Origin of the sequence: Desulfuromonas versatilis (genome assembly GCF_019704135.1) — a bacterium.
GTDB classification, from domain to species: domain Bacteria; phylum Desulfobacterota; class Desulfuromonadia; order Desulfuromonadales; family NIT-T3; genus Desulfuromonas_A; species Desulfuromonas_A versatilis.
In genome coordinates this window covers 3,269,506-3,289,875 of the sequence record NZ_AP024355.1, presented here as the reverse complement: position 1 = coordinate 3,289,875, position 20,370 = coordinate 3,269,506, and the positions used below count along the sequence as shown (strand labels likewise).

The 20,370-nt window shown below is 63.9% G+C and carries 16 protein-coding genes and 1 riboswitch; all 16 genes read left to right on the top strand.

Annotated features, from left to right (window positions below):
• The first annotated feature begins 31 nt into the window (after positions 1-31).
• Complete coding sequence (locus tag DESUT3_RS14740; RefSeq protein ID WP_221249234.1) at positions 32-859, top strand: ABC transporter substrate-binding protein; 828 nt, start codon at positions 32-34, stop codon at positions 857-859.
• 96 nt (positions 860-955) lie between these two features.
• Positions 956-2,737: an amino acid ABC transporter permease gene (locus DESUT3_RS14735; RefSeq protein ID WP_221249233.1), complete on the top strand. Its 1,782-nt coding sequence runs from the start codon at positions 956-958 to the stop codon at positions 2,735-2,737.
• A 243-nt stretch (positions 2,738-2,980) separates the two neighbouring features.
• Positions 2,981-4,099: a hypothetical protein gene (locus tag DESUT3_RS14730; RefSeq protein ID WP_221249232.1), complete on the top strand. Its 1,119-nt coding sequence runs from the start codon at positions 2,981-2,983 to the stop codon at positions 4,097-4,099.
• Complete coding sequence (locus DESUT3_RS14725; RefSeq protein ID WP_221249231.1) at positions 4,100-5,866, top strand: ABC transporter ATP-binding protein; 1,767 nt, start codon at positions 4,100-4,102, stop codon at positions 5,864-5,866.
• 50 nt (positions 5,867-5,916) lie between these two features.
• Complete coding sequence (locus DESUT3_RS14720; RefSeq protein WP_221249230.1) at positions 5,917-6,702, top strand: hypothetical protein; 786 nt, start codon at positions 5,917-5,919, stop codon at positions 6,700-6,702.
• Between the two features lie 75 nt (positions 6,703-6,777).
• A complete protein-coding gene (locus tag DESUT3_RS14715; RefSeq protein ID WP_221249229.1) occupies positions 6,778-7,572 on the top strand; it encodes a c-type cytochrome in 795 nt (264 codons plus the stop codon).
• 430 nt (positions 7,573-8,002) lie between these two features.
• On the top strand, positions 8,003-9,127 hold the full coding sequence (locus DESUT3_RS14710) for a branched-chain amino acid ABC transporter substrate-binding protein (protein WP_221249228.1): 1,125 nt from the start codon (positions 8,003-8,005) through the stop codon (positions 9,125-9,127).
• 88 nt (positions 9,128-9,215) lie between these two features.
• Positions 9,216-10,121, top strand: coding sequence for a branched-chain amino acid ABC transporter permease (locus tag DESUT3_RS14705; protein ID WP_221249227.1), 906 nt, complete (start codon positions 9,216-9,218; stop codon positions 10,119-10,121).
• A complete protein-coding gene (locus DESUT3_RS14700; RefSeq protein WP_404827050.1) occupies positions 10,121-11,080 on the top strand; it encodes a branched-chain amino acid ABC transporter permease in 960 nt (319 codons plus the stop codon). Before DESUT3_RS14705 ends, DESUT3_RS14700 begins: the two co-directional genes overlap by 1 nt.
• Positions 11,077-11,835, top strand: coding sequence for an ABC transporter ATP-binding protein (locus tag DESUT3_RS14695; protein WP_221249225.1), 759 nt, complete (start codon positions 11,077-11,079; stop codon positions 11,833-11,835). Before DESUT3_RS14700 ends, DESUT3_RS14695 begins: the two co-directional genes overlap by 4 nt.
• A 101-nt stretch (positions 11,836-11,936) precedes the next feature.
• Positions 11,937-12,653, top strand: a complete 717-nt coding sequence (locus tag DESUT3_RS14690) for an ABC transporter ATP-binding protein (RefSeq protein WP_221249224.1) — start codon at positions 11,937-11,939, stop codon at positions 12,651-12,653.
• A 704-nt stretch (positions 12,654-13,357) separates the two neighbouring features.
• Positions 13,358-14,881: an HD domain-containing phosphohydrolase gene (locus tag DESUT3_RS14685; protein ID WP_221249223.1), complete on the top strand. Its 1,524-nt coding sequence runs from the start codon at positions 13,358-13,360 to the stop codon at positions 14,879-14,881.
• A gap of 48 nt (positions 14,882-14,929) precedes the next feature.
• Positions 14,930-15,009, top strand: a riboswitch (cyclic di-GMP riboswitch).
• A 131-nt stretch (positions 15,010-15,140) separates the two neighbouring features.
• Positions 15,141-16,664, top strand: coding sequence for an HD domain-containing phosphohydrolase (locus DESUT3_RS14680; protein WP_221249222.1), 1,524 nt, complete (start codon positions 15,141-15,143; stop codon positions 16,662-16,664).
• A 41-nt stretch (positions 16,665-16,705) separates the two neighbouring features.
• Complete coding sequence (locus DESUT3_RS14675) at positions 16,706-18,142, top strand: WD40/YVTN/BNR-like repeat-containing protein (RefSeq protein WP_221249221.1); 1,437 nt, start codon at positions 16,706-16,708, stop codon at positions 18,140-18,142.
• Between the two features lie 86 nt (positions 18,143-18,228).
• On the top strand, positions 18,229-19,641 hold the full coding sequence (locus DESUT3_RS14670; RefSeq protein ID WP_221249220.1) for a WD40/YVTN/BNR-like repeat-containing protein: 1,413 nt from the start codon (positions 18,229-18,231) through the stop codon (positions 19,639-19,641).
• 98 nt (positions 19,642-19,739) lie between these two features.
• Positions 19,740-20,342 (top strand): hypothetical protein, encoded by a 603-nt coding sequence (locus tag DESUT3_RS14665; RefSeq protein ID WP_221249219.1) that lies wholly within the window; start codon positions 19,740-19,742, stop codon positions 20,340-20,342.
• The last annotated feature ends 28 nt before the right edge of the window (positions 20,343-20,370 follow it).

Here is a 20,370-nt window from a genome sequence, read left to right as displayed (position 1 = left end):
TTTGTCCAATTTTCAGTACAGGAGGAACGACATGCGCAAACCCAAGTATCTGATCGCGGCCCTCGTCCTGGTTCTGGCCTGGGCCCAGGCCGCCGTCGCCGGTCCCACCTACGACCAGGTGATGAAGGACAAGGTGGTTCGTGCCGGCATCATGACCGACTCGATCCCCGGCGCCTTCTACAACGACAAGAAGGAATGGGTCGGCTTCGACGTCGATATCGCCGAAGAGATCGCCAAGCGCCTCGGCGTCAAGCTCGAGCGCGTGCCGGTGACCAACAAGACCCGCATCGCCTTCGTGCAGCAGGGGCGCATCGACATGTCGGTGGCCAACATGACCCACAAGCGCGAGCGCGACAAGTCCATCGACTTCTCCATCACCTATTTCTTCGACGGACAGAAGATCCTCTCCAAAAAAGGGCAGTTCAAGGATCACAAGGATTTCGTCGGCAAGAAGATCGCCACCATGCAGGGGACCACGAGCGAACTCAACGTGAAGAACCTGCTCAAAGAACTGGGCGACCCCGATTTCGAGAAGAACGTCATCAGCTTCCAGAAAGAATCCGAGTGCTTCCAGGCCCTGCGCATGGGCCGGGTGGCCGGCTGGTCCACCGACAGCACCATCCTGCTCGGCTATGCCGCCCAGGCCCCCGGCGAGTTCGAGCTGGTGGGCGACTTCTTCAGCGACGAGCCCTACGGCATCGGCCTGCCGGAGAACGACTCGGCCTGGCGCGACGCGGTCAACTTCACCCTGCAGGACATGTGGAACGACGGCACCTACAAGCAGATCTACGACAAGTGGTACGGGCCGGAGACCCCCTATTCCTTCCCGCTGACCCGCAAGGTCGAAATGTGGCCGTAAGCATCGGCGGCTGATCCGTTCGCTCCCTCTCCCCCCCCGGGGAGAGGGAGTTTTTTTGTCAATCACCCCACCCGCGGGGATGTTGAGTGAGAAGTGATGTTTCGAAAGTGGATTGAAAAAGTCTGGGCGCAGTACCTGGTGCTGTTCGGCATCGCCGCCGTCATGGTGTATTACTGGGGCTGGGTGTTCGATTTCGGCTACGACTTCGACTGGAGCGTGCTCTACACCGTCAACCCCACCTATGGCGAAAACCTGGGGCTCAACCTGCTTTCCGGGCTCAAGCTCACCCTCTACATCACCCTGGTCAGCTCCGGCGCGGCCCTGCTGCTGGGCACCCTGTTCGGCCTGGGGCGGCTTTCCCACTTCAAGCCCCTTTACTGGGTGTCGTCGGCTTACGTCGAGTTCTTTCGCAACACGCCGCTGCTGATCCAGCTGTTCTTCTGGTACTTCGCCTTCCCCATGGCGCTGCCCGAAGTCGCCCGCGACTGGGTCTTCGCCCACAATTTCGAACTCTGGAGCGCAACCCTCGGCCTGTCGATCTACACCGGGGCGTTCATGGCCGAGGTCATTCGCGCCGGGCTGCAGTCGATCCCCAAGGGGCTGCTCGAGGCCGCCTACTCTTCGGGGCTGAGCTATTTCCAGGCGCTGCGCACGATCATCCTGCCGCTCGCCTTCCGGGCCATCATCCCGCCGCTGGGCAGCGAGTTTCTCAACAACATGAAGAACTCCTCGCTGGCGATGGTGGTGGGCGTGGCCGAGCTCTGCTGGCAGTCCCAGCAGATCGAATCGCTGACCTTCAAGGGGTTCGAAGCAACCACCGCGGCCACCCTGATCTACCTTGCGCTGTCGCTGACGATCTCGGCGATCCTCAACATGGTCAACCTGCGCCTGCAGGTGGTCTCGCCGAACCAGCGCACCCTCGGCTACCGGCTGGCCGACGTGTTTTTCTGGCCTTTCGAGATGCTCTGGCGCGCCCTCGCTCACCCCGTCTCCCTGGTGCTGGCCCCGCGCTCCCAGTCGCTGCGCTATTCGCCGCTGCGCGCCGCCCTGCGCCAGGTGCGCCTGGGGCTCACCAAGGTGCTGACCCTGGCCTCCAAGGGCGCGTTCATGGCGGCGGTGGTCTACCTGCTGTACATGACCCTGAGCGGCCTGGCGGGGCTCAAGTGGCAGATCGCCTTCGACAACCTGCGCACCCTGCTGATCTGGCGTTTCCCGCAAGGGGACGAGAGCGAGCTGTTCATGGGGCTGGGGGGCCTGAGCTTCTCGGTGCTGATGGCGCTGATCGCCATCACCGTCAGTTTCGGCATCGGCCTGCTGGTCGGGTTGGGGCGCCGGGCGAAAAACCGCATCCTGAGCCTGCCCTGCACTCTGTACATCGAGGTCATCCGCGGCACGCCGCTGATCATGGTGATCTTCTGGGTCTATTTCTTTTTGCCGATCTTTACCGGGACCTATCTGAACGTTTTCTGGAGCGCCACCATCGCCCTGACCGTCTTCACCGGCGCCTACCTGGCCGAGATCGTCCGCGGCGGCATCCAGAACATCCCCCCCGGGCAGGTCGAGGCGGCGCTCTCCACCGGGCTGAACTATTACCGCACCATGCGCTACGTCGTCCTGCCCCAGGCCCTCAAGCAGATGATCCCGGCCATCGTCGGCCAGTTCATCGCCATCTTCAAGGATACCTCGCTGGCCTACGTCATCGGCGTGCTCGAGCTGACCTTCGTCGCCCAGGGGCTCAACAACCGGCTGATGATCTACCCCTTCGAGATCTACTGCACGGTGGCCATCCTCTATTTCGTCTGCTGCTACGCCATGAGCATCCTCGCCAACCGCCTCGAACAGCGGTTGAGCCCCGAGAAGGTGCGCCTGCGGATGTAAGGGTTCCGCGCTGCCGCTTTTCCGCTTTTCTGAGGCCGCCCCGAAATTTACGGGGGCGGCCTCTGTTTTTTTCCTGCCGGGGGACAAGGCGTGCCTTGCCCTGGCGACTGGAAAAAATAACCTTTTGCAGTACACTACTTGCAAATTCCCATTCCGATTTCATTCGGCACCGCCTGCGGGGAGGACCTCCCCCTGGGCAGTATTTTTCCCGCGCCGGGGCCAGTTTCGCAAAGGAGGGTATTCATGGCAACCACCGTTACCCCAATCGAACAGTCCCGCCTTTTTCGGGCAAAGTTCACCTATGCCGTGCGCAGGGTGCCGCGCAAGGCGATGGCGACCCTGGTGACGGGAAAGCTGGAACCGAAGGCCGGCGACCTGATCCTCGCCCGGGTCGATCGGGTTCGCCAGCACCCCAGGGTCGAACTTTGCCACGGCCGTAAATCCAAGCTGTTCCTCGGTGACGAGATCGTTGTCTGCTACGGTTACCGCTATGCCCCCGACCAGTTCGAGGCGGCGGTGCCCGATGACCTCAAGCCCTGCCACCTGGTGGCCGGGGGCGGCATCGCCGGGCGGATGCTCTCCAGGCACGCCAGCGTCAAGCCCCCCACCGAGATCACCCCCCTCGGACTGCTCGGCGATGCCCAGGGTCGGCCGCTCAATATCGGCGACTATAAATTGCCCTTGCGGGTCATGAGCGGGCCGCGGCCCCCCCTGCTAACGGTGGTCGGCACCTCCATGAACTCGGGAAAAACCACCACGGCGGCCTTCCTGATCCGGGGCCTGGTACGCTACGGCTTGAAGGTTGGTGGGGTAAAGATCACCGGGACCGGCGCCGGGGGGGACCTGTGGTGCATGCTCGACGCCGGGGCCATGCCGGTTCTGGACATCGTCGATGCCGGGCTCCCCTCGACCTGCCGCCGCAGCTTCGAGGAACTTGACGGCGTGGCGGACCTGCTCATCAGCCACCTGCAGGCCGCCGGAGTGGACGTGATCGTCATGGAGATCGCCGACGGAATCTACCAGGAGGAAACCGCCGGGCTGCTTTCCCTGCCGGCCTTCACCCAGAAGCTCGACGGCGTGCTGTTCGCCGCCCTGGACGCCGTCGGTGCCACCGCCGGTGCCGATTGGCTGGCCCGGCGGGGACTGCCGCTGCTGGGAATCAGCGGGGTGTTCACCAGCTCGCCCCTCGGGATGCGTGAGGCCCAGGCCTTCACCGGGGTGCCGGCTTTGACCTCGAAAGCGCTGCAATGCCCCTCCATTGCCCATTCACTGATCGCGGATATCCTGGCGCGCCGGGGGGCGCTCAAGTCCGCGCCGGTGGTCCAGGCCGTACCTGCGGCGCTTTCCAACCTGTCGGGGTAAATGCGTCTTCCTTCCGTATTCACTGACCGGCGGCGGCGGAGCTTCATCCGCCTGGTAGCCAACGGGCTGTTGCAATCCCTGGCCGCGGTGGCCACCCTGCTGCTGGTGAGAAAGGCCTTCGACCAGCTGCTCATTCATGGGGCCCCGGTGCAGGTGAAGGGGTTGGCCTGGATCGGCCTGGGACTGTTCTGCGCCGCCGCGGGCCTGGCCTGGCTGCGGATGCTCGAGCGGATCGACGCCGAGCGGATGGGGCAGGACTACGTGCACCATATCCGCCTGATCCTGTTTCGCTCGCTCAGCTCCATGGCGCCGCGGGCCCTGCAGCGGCGCAGCAGCGGGGCGGTCATGCTGCGCTTTGTCGGCGACCTGACCGCCCTGCGCAACTGGGTCAGCCTCGGCCTGGCCCGGATCCTCGTCACCAGCCTGACCTCCCTGGTAGCCCTGGGCGCCCTGGCGGTGCTCAACTGGCCGCTGGCCCTGGCCGTCGGCCTGTGCCTGGGGCTCGGCCTTGGGCGCAGCCTGGGGCTTGGGGAGGCCATGCGCCGGACCCTGTTCGAGGCCCGTCGCCGGCGTTCCTACATCGCCGCCAACATCAACGAGAAAATCGCCCGCCTCGATGTGGTCCAGGCCTTCGGTCAGGTCAAGCGCGAGCGGCGCCGCGTCGCCCGCCAGAGCCGGCGGCTCAAGCGGGCGATGATCGACAAGGCCCGGGCGGCCGGAAGGCTGCGGGCGGTGGCGGAGATCGCCGCCGGCGCAGCGGGGGCGGTGGTGGTGCTGATCGGGGGGCTGGAGGTGGCGGCGGGGCGCGCCTCGGGGGGGACGGTGGTTGCCGCCCTGACCATTGTCGGGCTGCTGGCGCCGGGGGTCCGGGAGCTGGGGAGGGTCAACGAATTTTACCAGAACGCCCGGGTCTCGCGGCGCAAGATCCTTGATTTTCTGAAAACCCCCACCCTGGTCAAGGAGCTCAGGGACGCCCCCGACCTGGTTCCCGGCCCGGGGCGCCTGGAGTTTCGCAAGGTCCACCTGGACAAGGTCATCCGCGGGTTTTCCGCCGTGGCCGAACCCGGCCGCCGGATCGTTCTCGCCGGCCCCAACGGGGCCGGAAAATCCACCCTGTTCTACCTGGCGTCCCGCTTGATCGATCCGGATCGGGGGCGTATCCTGCTCGATGGCCAGGATCTGTGCCGACACTCCCTGAATTCGGTGCACAGGGCCGTGGGGCTGGTCAGCGGCGAGCTGCAGCTGCTGCGGGGGAAGGTCGTCAAGAACCTCTTGTACCGCTACCCGGAGGCATCCCCCGAGGAGTTGGAAAGGGTCAAGCGGCTCTGTGATCTCGAGCAGGTGCTCGCCGACCTGCCCGAGGGGGACCAGACCCGGGTGCTCGAGGGGGGCAGCAATCTCTCCGTTGGCCAGCGTCAGCGCATTGCCCTGGCCAGGGCTCTGTTGGGCGATCCGCCGCTGCTGCTGCTCGACGAGGCGGACGCCAACCTCGATTTGACCGCCGGAGCGGCCCTCGACCGGGTGTTGGCTCAATACCGGGGGACGGTCCTGATGGTCACCCGCAACCCGGAGCGAATCCTGGCCGCCGATGAACTCTGGTACATGGAAGGGGGGCGGCTGCTGGAAGCCGGGCCCCCCGCGGACCTGCGCCATCGCTGGGAGTCGGGGGAGGGCGCCGCGGTTTCCACCGACGCTCCCCAGGACGCCGAAAGCCAGCCCCCCTCCGGTGCTGGCGGCGATTGCAAACTCGATGCGGATTTTTTATGACTGACCTTGCCCAAAGCGCTATTGGCTCCTTTCAACTACCATCCGGACAGGTGTTCAAGCGCAGGCTCGCCGGGCCCGGAGGCCTCGAGTACTTCCTTTACCTTCCCCGCGGCGGCAGCGCCGGCAGGCCGCTTTTCGTGGCGGTCCACGGCATTTCGCGCAATGCCTGGGAGCACGCCCAGGCCTTTGCCCCGCTGGCCGAACGCTACGCGGTTCCGCTGGTCGCCCCCTTGTTCAGCCAAAAGGACTTCCCCGCCTACCAGCGGCTTGTCGAGGGCAGCGGGGCGCAGCGTCCGGACCTGGTCCTGGAGCGGCTGGTGGAGGAGGTGGGGATGCTCAGCGGAGCCCGCACCGACCGACTGCGGATGTTCGGGTTTTCCGGCGGTGGGCAGTTCGTGCACCGTTTCGCGCTGGTCCACCCGCGCCGGGTCGCCCGCTATGCCATGGGGGCGCCGGGCTGGTACACCTTTCCCGACGAGGCGCGGCGCTTTCCCAGGGGCTGGCGCCCCAGCCGCAGGCTTCCCGGGTTGTGCCTGAAGCCCCGGCGCTGCCTCAAGATCCCCGCCTGCGTGCTGGTCGGAGAATTCGACGTGGAGCGCGACGAGGATTTCAACACTGCGGCGCGGCTCGATCGGCAGCAGGGGGCTAACCGCCTGGAGCGTGGCCGCAACTGGGTCGCCGCCATGCAGCAGGCGGCCCGTTCCAGGGGGCTGGAAACCCCCTTTCGCTTCCAGGTTCTGGCCAGCTCGGACCACGCCTTCATGACCTGCATGACCGCAGGTCAGATGGGGGAGGCGGTTTTCCGCTTTCTGTTCGGAAAAATCCGCAGGGGTTGAGCTCGCTGCAAAATGGGACTTGCCCCCCCTGCCGAGCGATGTGTGTTCCTGCACTGTATTCGCGGAGGATTGTTCATGAGAAAAAGGTACTTTTCCCTCGCAGTGGCGGGCGTCCTGGCGTTTCTCAGCGCAGGGTGCATCAACCGGCAGCTGGCCAACGACATGCCGCAACCGCCGTCGATAGACGGCTATCAACTCGCCGATGCCGGGCTGGGGGGGCAGCTGTACGACGACTGGCCCCGGGTAGTGCATACCCGGCTCAGCGAGCAGAACCCGCTTTACCCCCGGCGGGGGGAATTTCACGTCACCAACACCTACCGGTGCAAATCCTGTCACGGCTGGGACTTTAGCGGCAATCAATGGTCGGCCGGCGACGGCGGAGAGGCGCACCGGGTCCGGGGGCGCTCCCAGGTCAGGGAGCTGCCTCCCGGGCAGCTGTACCAGACCATCGCCCGGGGGCCGGCCGGGCATGCCTTCGGAGACTACCTGACCCGTCAGGAGGTCTGGGCCCTGGTGCGGTTCATCCGCGAAGAGCTGATCGACCCTTCCAAGGTCATCGCCGCGGACGGCAGGGTGGCGGGGGATGCCGCCAAAGGCCGCGCTCTGTACGAGCAGCGCTGCGCCGACTGCCACGGGTCCGATGGCCGGGGCATTGACCTGCGCCGCAAAGACGGGGTTCAGGGGGTCGGCTGGCGGGTCGCCGGCAACCCGGTGGTCGCCCTGCATCGGGTGCGCTGGGGACGTTCGAGCAAGATGCACTATACCGGGCGCATGCGCGGCGGGAAACCCTCCGGGCGCGCCGACCTGCAGCTCTCGGACCAGCAGATACTCGACATCCTGGCCTATTGCTCGGAGCTGCCGAAACGCTAGGGTCCCGTGCGGTTTATTCTGGCCCTCCATGCTGGCGCTGTGGCCCGCAGGCTTCGCTGCCTCTCTTCGGCTCTGCTTTGCTCAGGCCTGCGTCGAAGCGCCTTGTCACCGGCCAAAACCCTGAAAGGACTGACCGCGCAGAACCGCCAGACCGGCCTGGCTGTTTGACTCGCTTAAAATAATGTTTGATCATTGCTTCGGGTTGGATTAAACTTGCCCACGGCCTTAAGGTCAGACCTTTCGGCCTCTTACCGGCTCCGCCTGCATCCAACCTTGGCCATCCGATCGCGGCGGCCCCGTTCCTCCCCGGTCGGGATGTAGAAACGGTGACGGCATTCCATGAATTCCGGGTGCGCCATGTTGCTTGGTGCAGAGCCCGTCGTATCCTGGTTGAAGGGGATTTCCCCCGATTGCGAAAGGAGTGTTATCGATGAAGCGGTTTTTGACCCTGGCGCTGGCGCTGTGCATGGCGGCTGGCGGAACCGGACTGGCCTCGGCCAAGTCCATCAAGATCGGTCTCATGGCCCCCATGACCGGCTCCTGGGCCAGTGAAGGTCAGGACATGAAGCAGATCGTCGAACTGCTCGCCAAGGACATCAACGACAAGGGCGGCATCAACGGCGACCAGATCGAGATCCTGGTCGAGGACGACGGCGGCGACCCCCGCACCGCCTCGCTGGCGGCCCAGCGCCTGGCCACCCAGGGCGTGGTGGCGGTGGTCGGCACCTACGGCTCCTCGGTCACCGAGGCCAGCCAGACCATCTATGACGACTTCCAGATCCCCCAGGTGGCCAACGGCTCCACCGCCGTGCGCCTGACCGAAAAGGGGCTGAAATACTTCTTCCGCACCTGCCCCCGCGACGACGAGCAGGGACGGGTCGCCGCCGGCACCCTGGAGAAGATGGGCTTCAAGAAGGTCGCGGTGCTCCACGACAACACCAGCTACGCCAAGGGGCTGGCCGAAGAGACCATGGCCCTGCTCAAGGACAAGGGGATCGAAGTGGTCTTCAGTGACGCCCTGACCCCCGGCGAGCGCGACTACAACGCCATCCTCACCAAGATGAAGTCCGCCGGGCCCGAAGCGGTCTTCTTCACCGGCTACTACCCCGAGGCCGGCCTGCTGCTGCGCCAGAAGATGGAGATGAACTGGAACGTGCCGTTCCTCGGCGGCGACGCCACCAACAACCCCGACCTGGTCAAGATCGCCGGCAACAAGGCCGCCGAGGGCTTCTACTTCCTCAGCCCGCCGGTTCCCCAGGACCTGCCCGCGCAGAAGGCCAAGGACTTCCTCGCCGCCTACCAGAAGAAATACGGCGCCGCCCCCGGCTCCATCTGGGCCGTGCTGGCCGGCGACGGCTTCCTGGCGGTGACCGCCGCCATCGAAGGGGCCAAGTCGACCAAGCCCGACGACCTGGCCGACTACATGCACAAAAAGATGAAGGACGCGCAAGGCCTGACCGGCACCATCACCTTCAACGACAAGGGCGACCGCGTGGGCGAAGTCTACAAGGTCTACAAGGTCGACGCCGAGGGCAAGTTCGTCCTGCAGCCCTGATTCTGCCCTGGCTTTTGCTTCAGCCTGACCCCGGGGAGCGGCCCTGCCACACGGCCGCTCCCCGCCATTTGTCCGGTAACGAGGTTTCATGGAAGAGTTTTTTCAACAGCTGACCAACGGACTGGCCGTGGGTGGGATCTACGCCCTCATCGCCCTGGGTTACACCATGGTCTACGGCGTGCTCAAGCTGATCAACTTCGCCCACGGCGACCTGTTCACCCTGGGCGCCTACCTCGGCCTGACCCTGCTGACCTCGCTGGGGCTTAGCGACCACGTCGGGCCCTTCACCGGCGCCTCGATCCTGGCGCTGATGGTCATGGGCCTGGTCGCCATCGTCGGCATGCTGCTCGAGCGCACCGCCTACCGCCCGCTGCGCGAGTCGCCGCGGCTCTCGGCGGTGGTCTCGGCGCTGGGCGCCTCGATCTTTCTGCAGAACTCGATCATGCTGATCTACGGCGCCAAGTTCTACGTCTACCCCCAGGACGTGCTGCCGCGCACCACTATCGAGATCTTCGGCGTCTACATCCCGCTGATGCGCATCCTGATCCTGGTGGTGTCGCTGGTGATGATGGCCGCCCTCTACCTGTTCACCCAGAAGACCCGCGTCGGCACCGCCATCCGCGCCGCGGCCATCGACCAGGGCGCGGCCAAGCTGATGGGGATCAACGTCGACCGGGTGATCATGCTGGTGTTTCTCATCGGCCCGGCCCTGGGCGGTTCGGCGGGGCTGATGGTCGGGCTCTATTACGGGCAGATCAACTTCACCATGGGTTGGATCTACGGGCTCAAGGCCTTCACCGCGGCGATCCTCGGCGGCATCGGCAACATCCCTGGCGCCATGGTCGGCGGGCTGTTGCTCGGGGTCATCGAGGCCCTCGGCGCAGCCTACATCTCGGTGGCCTGGAAGGACGCCATCGCCTTCGTGGTGCTGATCGCCATCCTCATCGTGCGCCCCAAGGGCTTGCTGGGAGAAAGGGTGGCCGAGAAGATATGATGAACCGCAGGAACCTGATTTACGCCATCCTCGCCCTGGTGCTGGTCACCTCGCCGGCCTACCTCAACGCCTACTGGGTCGACGTGCTCAACAGCGTCGGGCTCTACGCCCTGCTGGCGCTGAGCCTCAACGTGATCCTCGGCGACGCCGGCATGTACAACATGGGCCACGCCGCCTTCTACGCGGTGGGCGCCTACTGCGGCGCGATTCTCAACACCCAGTTCGACGTGCCGATCCTCTGGGCCCTGCCGGCCAGCGCCGTGGCCGCCGGGCTGTTCGCGGTGCTGATCGCCCGCCCGGTCATCCACCTGCGCGGCGACTATCTGCTGATCGTTACCGTCGGCATCGGCGAGATCATCCGCATCGCCCTGATCAACGACGTCTTCGGCATCACCGGCGGCCCCAACGGCATCTTCGGCATCGACCGCCCCGAGATCTTCGGCTTCCGGATCCGCCGCCCCCACGAGTTTTTCTGGCTGATCTGGGGTTTCGTCGCGATCACCCTGTTTCTGTTCCACCGCCTGCACCACTCGCGCTTCGGCCGCGCCCTCAACTACCTGCGTGAGGACGCCGTGGCCGCCGAGGGCAGCGGCATCAACACCGGCCGCTACCGGCTGGCCGCCTTCGTGGTCGGCGCCGCCTGGGCGGGGATGGCCGGCAACCTGTTCGCCGCCAAGATGAGCATCATCTCCCCCGAGTCCTTCAGCTTCTGGGAGTCGGTGGTGGTGTTCATGATCGTCATCCTCGGCGGCGCCGGTAACATGGCCGGGGTGCTGCTCGGCACCTTTTTGATCATCGGCCTGCCCGAGATGTTCCGCGGCTTCGCCAGCGGCCGCATGCTGGTCTTCGGCCTGGTGATGATGGTCATGATGGTGGTGCGCACCCAGGGGATTTTGCCGCCCGGCCCGCGAAAATTCAAATTCCTCGGCCTCAAGGGGGAAGGGGGGAAAGCCTCATGAGCCTGCTGACCCTCACCGACGTCACCAAGACCTTCGGCGGCCTGACCGCCGTGGGCAACGTCTCCTTCACCGTGGAGGAGGGCTCCATCGTCGGCCTGATCGGCCCCAACGGCGCCGGCAAGACCACCACCTTCAACCTGATCACCGGCAACTACAAGCCCAACCTGGGCAAGATCGTCTTCGACGGCCGCGATATCACCGGCCTGCCGACCCATCGCATCGTCACCCTGGGCATCGCCCGCACCTTCCAGACCATCCGCCTGTTCCAGCGCATGTCGGTCATCGAGAACGTGCTCGCCGGCGCCCACTGCCGGATGAAGGCCGGGGTTTTCTCCGGCATGTTCAAGCCCCCCGCCGAGCGCCGTGAAGAACGCGAGGTGCTGGAGCTGGCGCTGGCCGAACTCGAGTTCGTCGGTCTGCGTGACCAGGCCGAGAACCTGGCCTGCAACCTCTCCTACGGCAACCAGCGCCTGCTCGAGATCGCCCGCGCCCTGGCCACCAAGCCGCGCTTTCTGATCCTCGACGAGCCCGCCGGGGGGATGAACGAGCAGGAGACCGAACGCCTGCTGCAACTGATCCGCAAGCTGCGCGAGCGCGGCATCACCGTGCTGCTCATCGAGCACGACATGGCCCTGGTGATGCGTGCCTGCGAGAACCTGGTGGTGCTCGAATACGGTGAAAAGATCGCCGAGGGCCCGCCGGAGGTGGTCAAGAAAAACCCCAAGGTCATCGAGGCCTACCTGGGGGCGGATTGATAATCAAGGCCGCCCCGGCCGCGTCGGATCCGACTGATCCGTCGGATCGGACCGATCGGTCAGATGAATTGCGGCCGGGGCTTTAATTTTAAGGTTTCAACATGTTTCTCGAAATAAAAGACCTGCACGTCAAATACGGCAACGTCGAGGCCCTGCACGGCATCAACCTGCACGTCAACGAGGGCGAAATCGTCAGCGTCCTGGGGGCCAACGGGGCCGGCAAATCGACCACCCTGATGAGCATCAGCGGCCTGGTCAAGGCCTCGGGCGGCAGCATCGTCTTCGACGGCATGGAACTCAGCAAAATGCCCGCCCACAAGATCGTTGCGGCCGGGGTGGCCCAGGTTCCCGAGGGGCGGCGGGTTTTTGGCACCCTGACCGTGCACGAGAACCTCAAGCTCGGCTCCTTCACCAACCGCGACCTGGCCCACATCAAGCAGACCGAAGAGTGGATCTACCAGCTCTTCCCCGTGCTCGCCCAGCGCCGCTCCCAACTGGCCGGCACCCTCTCGGGGGGCGAGCAGCAGATGCTCGCCATCGGCCGGGCGTTGATGGCCAAGCCGCGCATCCTGCTGCTCGACGAACCCTCGCTGGGACTGGCGCCCATTTTGGTCAAGGCGATCTTCAAGACCCTGCAGGAGATCAATCAGTCGGGCCTGACCGTCGTGCTGGTCGAGCAGAACGCCCGCGCCGCCCTGCGCCTGGCCCATCGCGGCTACGTGCTCGAAGTCGGCCGGGTGGTGCTCGAGGACAGCGCCGAAAACCTCCTCGCCAACCCCGACGTGCAGAACGCCTACCTCGGCGGGGGCGGGCACTGACGCCGCTCCTCGCCCGCTCGGCCGCCCCGCTGGTGGTTGACTTGCCCGATCCCGCCCGCCCCGCCCCGACAGGTTGTCCCCGTCCATCCTGACCCATAGTCCGTTATTTCACCATTTTCCCCCCTGAAAAGGCCATGGCATGTTCCGGCTGGACCCGCCGGTGTTCGCATACCGGTTTTTCCCCGGCGGCAACCAATCCGGCTGCCTCTGTGCCTTTCTCGAGATCTTCTGTCGGGGCTGGAAAATCGGGGGAATAGAGAAATCCAATTAAGGGACCGGCCTCTCGAGACAAACTCTGGACCCTCCGAATGCAGGTGAATATAAAAAACCGGCATATTTCTGGCATGAAATTTTTTATGTCAAAAATTTCAAATTCTCTCTGAAGTGGTCATGTTTTCGAGGTTTTTCGAAGATTTAATTTGAAGAGAAATAGAAAACATAGTATTTTGGTTCAAAATATCTTCAATAAAAAGTTTAAAGAATTACAAAAACAAATGAGAGAAATAGCCCTTTGTTATTGATGGTTGACCTGAAGAATCTCCGGCGCCGAACTCCAGCCGTAGAAGGAGGGCTTTGATCAGGTCTATTTCTGAGGGGACGGCTGGAGGAACCCCGGGGGCGACGGCTTCGAGGTTCTCTCTCGGGTAGCAATGGCTGGTGTTTGTTGGACTGCTGTAACGCACCGCGAAAATTCCGGAGGGTTCATGGCCGAACGGCATAGGATCCTGGTTGTCGATGACAACGAAATGATCTGCGCCCTGCTCAGTGAGGTGCTGGAGACTGAAGGGTACGAGGTATCCACGGCCTTGAGCGGGGAAGCCGCCTTGGATTCTTTTCAGCAGAATCCCTTCCCTTTGGTGCTGCTCGATTTGATGCTGCCGGGGATCAGCGGAACCGAAGTTCTCAAGGCCATCAAACAGTTATCCCAGCAGACCGATGCCGTGATGATCACCAGCCACGGCACCATGGAATCGGCAATCGAAGCGCTGCGTCTGGGAGCCGCCGACTATTTGACCAAGCCTTTCGACAACCTCGAACAGGTGACCAACCTGGTTCGCGAGACCTTCAGCAAGCGTCGCAGGATCGAAGAGAAGGAGTGGCTCTACCGGCAGATCCTCAGCAAGAGCCGTCAACTGGAAACGGCGGTCAAGCGCCTGAGTTCCCTGAACGAGTTGAGCCGCTCGCTGTATTCGATCCTCGATCTCAAGGAACTGCTGCAGTTTTCCGTACAGCTGGTGGCCCGCGAGGTCGATGCCGAGCGGGTTTCCCTGATGCTGCTGGAAAAGCGCACCGGGGAGCTGAAAATAAAGGCCAGTCACGGCATCGACCCCGACAAGGTCAAAGGTGCCCGCTGCCGGTTGGGAGAGGGGGTGGCCGGCTGGGTGGCCCAGAAAGGCAAGGCCCTGATCTCCGAGGAGCAGATGACCCAGGCCGATCTGGCTCCTACAGGCGAGGGCCGCTACCGGACCTCCACCTTTGTCTCCACCCCCCTGATAATCAGCGTCCCCATCAAGGGCGACCGCGAGGTCATCGGGGTGATCAACGTCAGCAACAAGGCCAGCGGTGAGCCGTTTAGCGAAGAGGACCTGCAGTTCGTCGACACCCTCGGCTCCCAGATCGCCGTGGCCATCGACAACGCCATGGCGGTGAACCGCGAGCTCAAGGACACCCACTACCAGGCCATCCTCGCCCTGGCCGAGGCCCTCGAGGCCAAGGACGCCACTTCCGGTGAGCACAGTGGCGGAATGCTCCGCTATGCCGAACCGATGGCCGAACGGCTGGGTCTGCCCGAGGAGCGGACCGAGATCCTGCGCTACGCGGCGGTGCTGCACGACATCGGCAAGATCGGGGTGCCCGAACGCATCCTCCAGAAGCCTGCCGAACTCTCCCCCGAAGAATTCCAGATCATGCAAAACCACACCCGGGTCGGCAGGGACATTCTGCGGTCGATGACCTTCATGGCGCCGGTGGTTCCGATTATCGAGGCGCATCATGAGTGGTTCGACGGCAGCGGTTATCCCAAGGGGCTGGCCGGGGAGGCGATCCCCCTCGAGGCCCGGATCGTGGCGGTGCTCGATGCCTTTGACGCGATGACCGCCGAGCGCCCCTACCGTCGTCCCCTGACCCGGGTCCAGGCCCTGGGGCAGTTGAGCGAGGGGAGGGGGAGCCAGTTCGACCCGGTGGTGGTCGAGGTGTTTTTGGCCATGCTGAAAGAATTTCCCATGTAGGAAAACAGTGCTGATTTTCAGCCGCCGGCGGCGGCTGGTTCACCAACTCTCCGAAAAGAGCAAAGCCAGAGCGATCTGGCGGCGCAAAACCACGGGTCCCCCGCAGGGTGGACAGCCGGGTTGCCGAAGAGAGACGCGTCATATTCCCCCTGGATGAATTGGGGGAATAGGGCAGACGCCCATCTTCGGAAAGAAGGTGGGCGTTTTGTTTATGCGGCGGGACCGGGAGCGAACCGGGACCTGCCAGAGGGCGACAAGCGTGGACGATTCCCAGAGAATCCTGGTTGTGGACGATAACGAGACGGTCTGTCTGTTGTTGAGCGAGCTGCTTGGCGACGAAGGGTACCAGGTCACCACGGTTACCTGTGGTGGGGAGGCCCTGGAGGCCTTTTGCCGCGAGCCTTTCCCCCTGGTGCTGCTCGACCTGGTGCTTCCGGATATGAGCGGCACCCGGGTGCTGGAGGAAATCAAGCGGAGCCACCCCCAGACCGACGCGGTGCTCATCACCAGCCACGGCTCCATGGAGACGGCCGTGGAGGCCCTGCGCCTGGGGGCCGCCGACTATCTCACCAAGCCCTTCGCTGATCTGGGCGCCGTTTCGGCGCTGGTGCGCACAACCTTTGAGAAACGCAGGGAAAAAGAGCTCAAGGCGCAACAGGCCGAAGCCTTGGCCCGGAGAGCCGAGCAGTTGGAGACGGCCGTTAAGCGCCTGATGGGGCTGGCCCGGATCAACCAGGCGCTCAACGCCGCGAGGGATGCCCGGGAACTGCAGGAGGCGGCCGTGCGGTTCGTCGCCGCGGAACTGGACGCCCAGCGGGTCTCCATGATGCTTCTGGACAGAGAGGCGGGGGATCTGGAAATTGTGGCTTCGGTCGGCCTGCAGCCCTTCCCCCCCGAGGCCGGCAGGGTCCGGCTGGGCGAGGGGGTGGCCGGGCTGGTGGCGGAAAAGGGGTGGGCCTTGCGCTATTGCACCCGTGATCCCAACCCCGGCATCCCGACCAATGTCCACCGTGGCTACCAGGCCGATGCCTTCGTCTCGGTGCCGCTTCTCGAAGCTGATTCAGGCGGGGCGGGGCGATTGGCCATGGGGGTGCTCAATGCCTGCAACCGGGTCAATCGGGAGCCATTCAGCGCTGAAGATGAAGAATTCCTCGCCACCGTCGCAGATCAACTGGTGCTCCGGCTCAATGCCGCTCACGCGGCCAGCAGGGAGGTGCGGGAGTCCACCTACCAGGCGGTGCTGGCTTTTGCCGAGGCGCTCGATGCCAAGGACCACACCACCGGCGAGCATGCCGACGGCATGCTCAAGTTCGTTGAGCCCGTGGGCCGGGCCCTGGACCTGAATTGGCAGGAGCTTGAAATTTTGCTGTTCGGCGCGGTGCTGCACGACATCGGCAAGATCGGCGTCCCCGAGGTGATACTGCAGAAGCCCAGCCGACTCACCGAGGAAGAGTTTGCGGTCATGAAAGAACACTGCCGCAAAGGGGGCGACATCATCCGCGGCATGACCTTTCTGGCTCCGGTCATCCCGGTTATCGAGATGCATCACGAGCGTTTCGACGGCCAGGGGTACCCTTTTGGCAAAGCGGGCGAGCAGATCCCCGTCCAGGCCCGCATCGTCGCGGTGCTCGACGCCTACGACGCGATGATGGCCGACCGCCCCTACCGCAAAGGGATTGGCAAGGCCGCCGCCGTCGCCGAGTTGCGCCGGGGAGCGGGGAGCCAGTTCGACCCGCAGGTGGTGGAGGCGTTTCTGAAGATTCTGAACGCGGGCGAACAGTAATAAAAAGCGAAAGTAGGCCGGATAAACAGGGTATTCAGTAAATGAAGAAGAATGAGTTATCCCTCCCAAAACCCACCGGGCTGCCCCGCATCCTGGCCCAGTGCCTTCTGGCTGCTGTGCTGTGGGGCATCCCTTCCTCCTTGTGGGCGGTGTGGATACCCATCCCCACGCCCTACGGGGATCACCTCAATGCTGTTCATTTCCCGGTCAGTGACCAGGTCGGGTTCGTTGCCGCCGACGCCGGCTTCATGTTCCGCACCACCAACGGGGGGGCGTCCTGGACCTACATCGGCTATGCCGGCGCCAGCCTCAACGGCATCCACTTTATTAACAACAACACAGGGTTTGCCGTGGGTAACGGCGGGCTGATTACCAAAATTACCAATGCCTCCGGGGGGCCGACCATTTCTCCTGCCACCCCAGGCAGCAATCAGCTGATGGCGGTGCATTTCCCCAATCCCGCCCTGCCTGTAAACAGCCAGATCGGCTATGCGGTTGGCGGCGGGGGGAATTTTTTACGGACCACGGACGGGGGCGCAAACTGGAGCGAGCTCAACACCACCGGAGCGACCGTCAAACTGTACGATGTGTTTTTCTACAACGACGGCAACGGCATTCACACGGATGACATCGGCTACACGGTCGGTGCCAGCGGGACGATTCTGCGCACCGAAGACGGCGGGGCGACCTGGGAAAACCAGGGGCCCGGCGGGTTGTTCAGTTTCTACTCCATCGCCATGCTGACCGACAAGCAGGCCATCGCCGTCGGCGATGGCGGGATGATTTATCGCACCAGCAACGGCAAAACCTGGAGTCCGGTCGCCTCACCTACGGGAGATGACCTGAATGCCGTCGATTTTTCGGCCGGCGGCGGCATCGGCTACGCGGTGGGCGGCAAGGGGACCATCATCCAGACCGGCGACGGCGGCTCGACCTGGAGCCTGTCCCCGCAGTCGGGGGTGATCACCAAGAAAGACCTGCAGGGCTTGTCCGTAGTGGCTCCGGGCACCTTCGCCTATGCGGTGGGCAAGGGCGGGGACACCATCAAACTGATCGACGGCAATGCCGCCGTGTCCCTCACCAAACAGGCTTTCGACCAGGGCGGCACCTGGATCCCCCACGGCATCCGCCTGCCGAAGGGGACCCGCATCAAGTTTATGGTCTACCTGTTCAGCGACCAGAGCGCCACCAACGATGTGCGCTTTGTCGATGTCCTCGACCCGGCCTTCGGTTACGTGCCTGGGACCCTCAGGGTCGGCACCATGAACACAAGTTCCTTCGGGGGAGTGCCGCTGACTCCCGCCGAAGAGACCACCCTGTTTGCTAACGCGACCACCGTTGTCGGCGACGCCATCAACTCGACCGATGTGGCCGGGATTTCTGGAGCGACCATCGAGGTCGGCCTGCCGGGGAATGCGGTGCTGAATGTGGGGAATAACCGAGTCTGGGCTCTGACCTACGAGGTGGTGCTCCAGTAGGGGGCCTGGTCGACGGGTAAGGGTCGTCGGTGAGTTTTAGGATGTCGAGGCGTATGGGTTTGAGTGATCGTGGAAGAATCCCGAAAGTGCCGGCCCCCTTAAGGAGCCTGGCGGTCTGCGGGTTTTTTCTGCTCTTTCTGGCGCTGCCTGCCCGAGCCGCCTGGATTCCGCAGAGCATCGACTGGGCGGGGGCGGGGATTCCCGTTCCGCTGATTGTCCCGGATATCAACGACGTCCAGTTTCCCCTCCCGGGAAACGACCAGGTCGGCTATGCGGTAGGCGGTGGGGGGCTTATTCTGAAGACCACCGATGGCGGCGCGACCCCCTGGAGGATTCTCAGCTATGGCGTCTATTCCACCCTGTATGCGGTGCATTTTCCGGTGGACGACCAGACTGGCTTCGTGGTGGGGACCGGGGGCGCGATCGTGAAAATCACCAATGCCGGGTCCACCATCACCAACCAGACCGGCTGGTATACCCCCAATCCGCCCGGGGCGGGCGCCATTTCCGATGTCTATATGACCAGCGTCACCCAGGGGCATGTTGTTGCCCGCAGCGGGCGGATCTACAAAACCACCGACGGAGGAGCGACCCCTTGGGTAATGAAATATCTGAACCCTCCGGACACGTTCAATGCGGTGCATTTCCCCCAGGATGCTCTGACCGGATATGCCGTGGGCAACAGCGGGATCATTTTTAAAACCAGCAACGCGGGAGAAACCTGGACACCCCTGGCTTCCGGTGTTTTCGAGCATTTAAACGAAGTGTATTTTCTGGACAACGAAATCGGCTTCACCGTGGGCGAGCTGGGCCGAATACTGCGCACCAACAACGGCGGCGACGGGCCCGGCCCCCCGTGGCAGGATCGTTCTGTGGGGGGAGTCTCGGCTTCTCTCGAGGGGATCCATTTCCCTCCGGCGAGCACCACCGGCTTCATCGTCGGGACCGGGGGGACGGTGCTTTACACCACCAACGGCGGTGCCAACTGGGGGCTTTATCCGAGCCAGCCGCCCACCGGAAATGCCTTGTATGCAGTCCAGTTCCCGGTGGATGCCAACACCGGCTACGTGGTGGGCGCCCGGGGCACCATCTACAAGCTCACCGACGCCACTTTGTCCAAATCCCTGGCCAAGGCCGCGTTTCTGACCGACGGGACCCGGCTTGCCTCCGGTGTGCGGCTGCCCAAGGGGACGCTGGTCGATTTTCTGGTCCATGTCAACAACGGCGGCGGTCAGATCATCGATCTGCGGGCCGAGGATGTCCTGGACGGCGCCTTTTTGTACCAGGGCAACCTCAAACAGGGAACCTGTAGCACTGCTGCCTGCCGCTCGGGGGACGAGAGTGCTATTTACACGGCGATCGCGGCCGCCGCGGGACCGGGGACGGTCGTCAGCCAGAACGGCAATACCGTCAGGGCAGGTTTACCAGCCCCCAACTCCCAGATCGACGTCAGCGCCAACACCGTCTGGGGGATGGTTTTCAGGGTTCAACTCCAGTAGAGGGGACCTGATCGATGACGAGAGAACCTCTGTTCAACAGGATGATTCATCGCATGGTGCGATTCTCTGGAAAGCGAAATTTTGCTTGGATTGCGGCGGTGGCAATGCTGCTGCTGCCGGCTGCGGTAGGCCTGGTCCAGGCCGCGAACAATCAGGCGACCCGAGTTGCGGGCGGGGCGACGGTGGGCGATTCCAACGTATTTACCGTCGAGGTGGTCACCCCCGGGCTGGTCAAGGAGATCCGCGACACCAGCGGCAACATCCTCAACGGCGGGAACGTGGTCGCCGGCAGCGACGTCTATTTCGTGATTTACCTCGACAATACCACCGCGTTGGCTCTCGATGATGTGCGGGTGCGCGATTTTGTCGACCCGACCCAGTTCACCATCGTCAATCCCCTCGATCCCGCCACCTTCCAGATCCTCGGTACCGTGGCGACCCCCGGGCTGCAGATGAACGCCGCCAACGCCGCCCAGTGGCTGCAGAACGGGACCGGGGCGGGGAGCTGGAACGCTTTGACCTGGAACACCCTCACCCCGGCGCAGGGCGACGACCAGCTCGACTGGAATCTGACCACCGCGAACGAAGCGACCCTGGGGGCGCCGAACAACCTGGCGCTGACCGTTCCGAAATCCTCGGCTCCGGACCCCCTGGCCGAGCCCTACCGGGTGGCCATCCGGATCAAGGCCCGGGTGAACTGATCAACCTGAAACGGGTCGCAAACGACCC

Excerpts from the sequence above, each read along its gene's own strand:
- DESUT3_RS14740 (WP_221249234.1), top strand. The coding sequence starts at position 32 with ATGCGCAAACCCAAGTATCTGATCGCGGCCCTCGTCCTGGTTCTGGCC.
- DESUT3_RS14735 (WP_221249233.1), top strand. The coding sequence starts at position 956 with ATGTTTCGAAAGTGGATTGAAAAAGTCTGGGCGCAGTACCTGGTGCTG.
- DESUT3_RS14730 (WP_221249232.1), top strand. The coding sequence starts at position 2,981 with ATGGCAACCACCGTTACCCCAATCGAACAGTCCCGCCTTTTTCGGGCA.
- DESUT3_RS14725 (WP_221249231.1), top strand. The coding sequence starts at position 4,100 with ATGCGTCTTCCTTCCGTATTCACTGACCGGCGGCGGCGGAGCTTCATC.
- DESUT3_RS14715 (WP_221249229.1), top strand. The coding sequence starts at position 6,778 with ATGAGAAAAAGGTACTTTTCCCTCGCAGTGGCGGGCGTCCTGGCGTTT.
- DESUT3_RS14710 (WP_221249228.1), top strand. The coding sequence starts at position 8,003 with ATGAAGCGGTTTTTGACCCTGGCGCTGGCGCTGTGCATGGCGGCTGGC.
- DESUT3_RS14705 (WP_221249227.1), top strand. The coding sequence starts at position 9,216 with ATGGAAGAGTTTTTTCAACAGCTGACCAACGGACTGGCCGTGGGTGGG.
- DESUT3_RS14700 (WP_404827050.1), top strand. The coding sequence starts at position 10,121 with ATGAACCGCAGGAACCTGATTTACGCCATCCTCGCCCTGGTGCTGGTC.
- DESUT3_RS14695 (WP_221249225.1), top strand. The coding sequence starts at position 11,077 with ATGAGCCTGCTGACCCTCACCGACGTCACCAAGACCTTCGGCGGCCTG.
- DESUT3_RS14690 (WP_221249224.1), top strand. The coding sequence starts at position 11,937 with ATGTTTCTCGAAATAAAAGACCTGCACGTCAAATACGGCAACGTCGAG.
- DESUT3_RS14685 (WP_221249223.1), top strand. The coding sequence starts at position 13,358 with ATGGCCGAACGGCATAGGATCCTGGTTGTCGATGACAACGAAATGATC.
- DESUT3_RS14675 (WP_221249221.1), top strand. The coding sequence starts at position 16,706 with ATGAAGAAGAATGAGTTATCCCTCCCAAAACCCACCGGGCTGCCCCGC.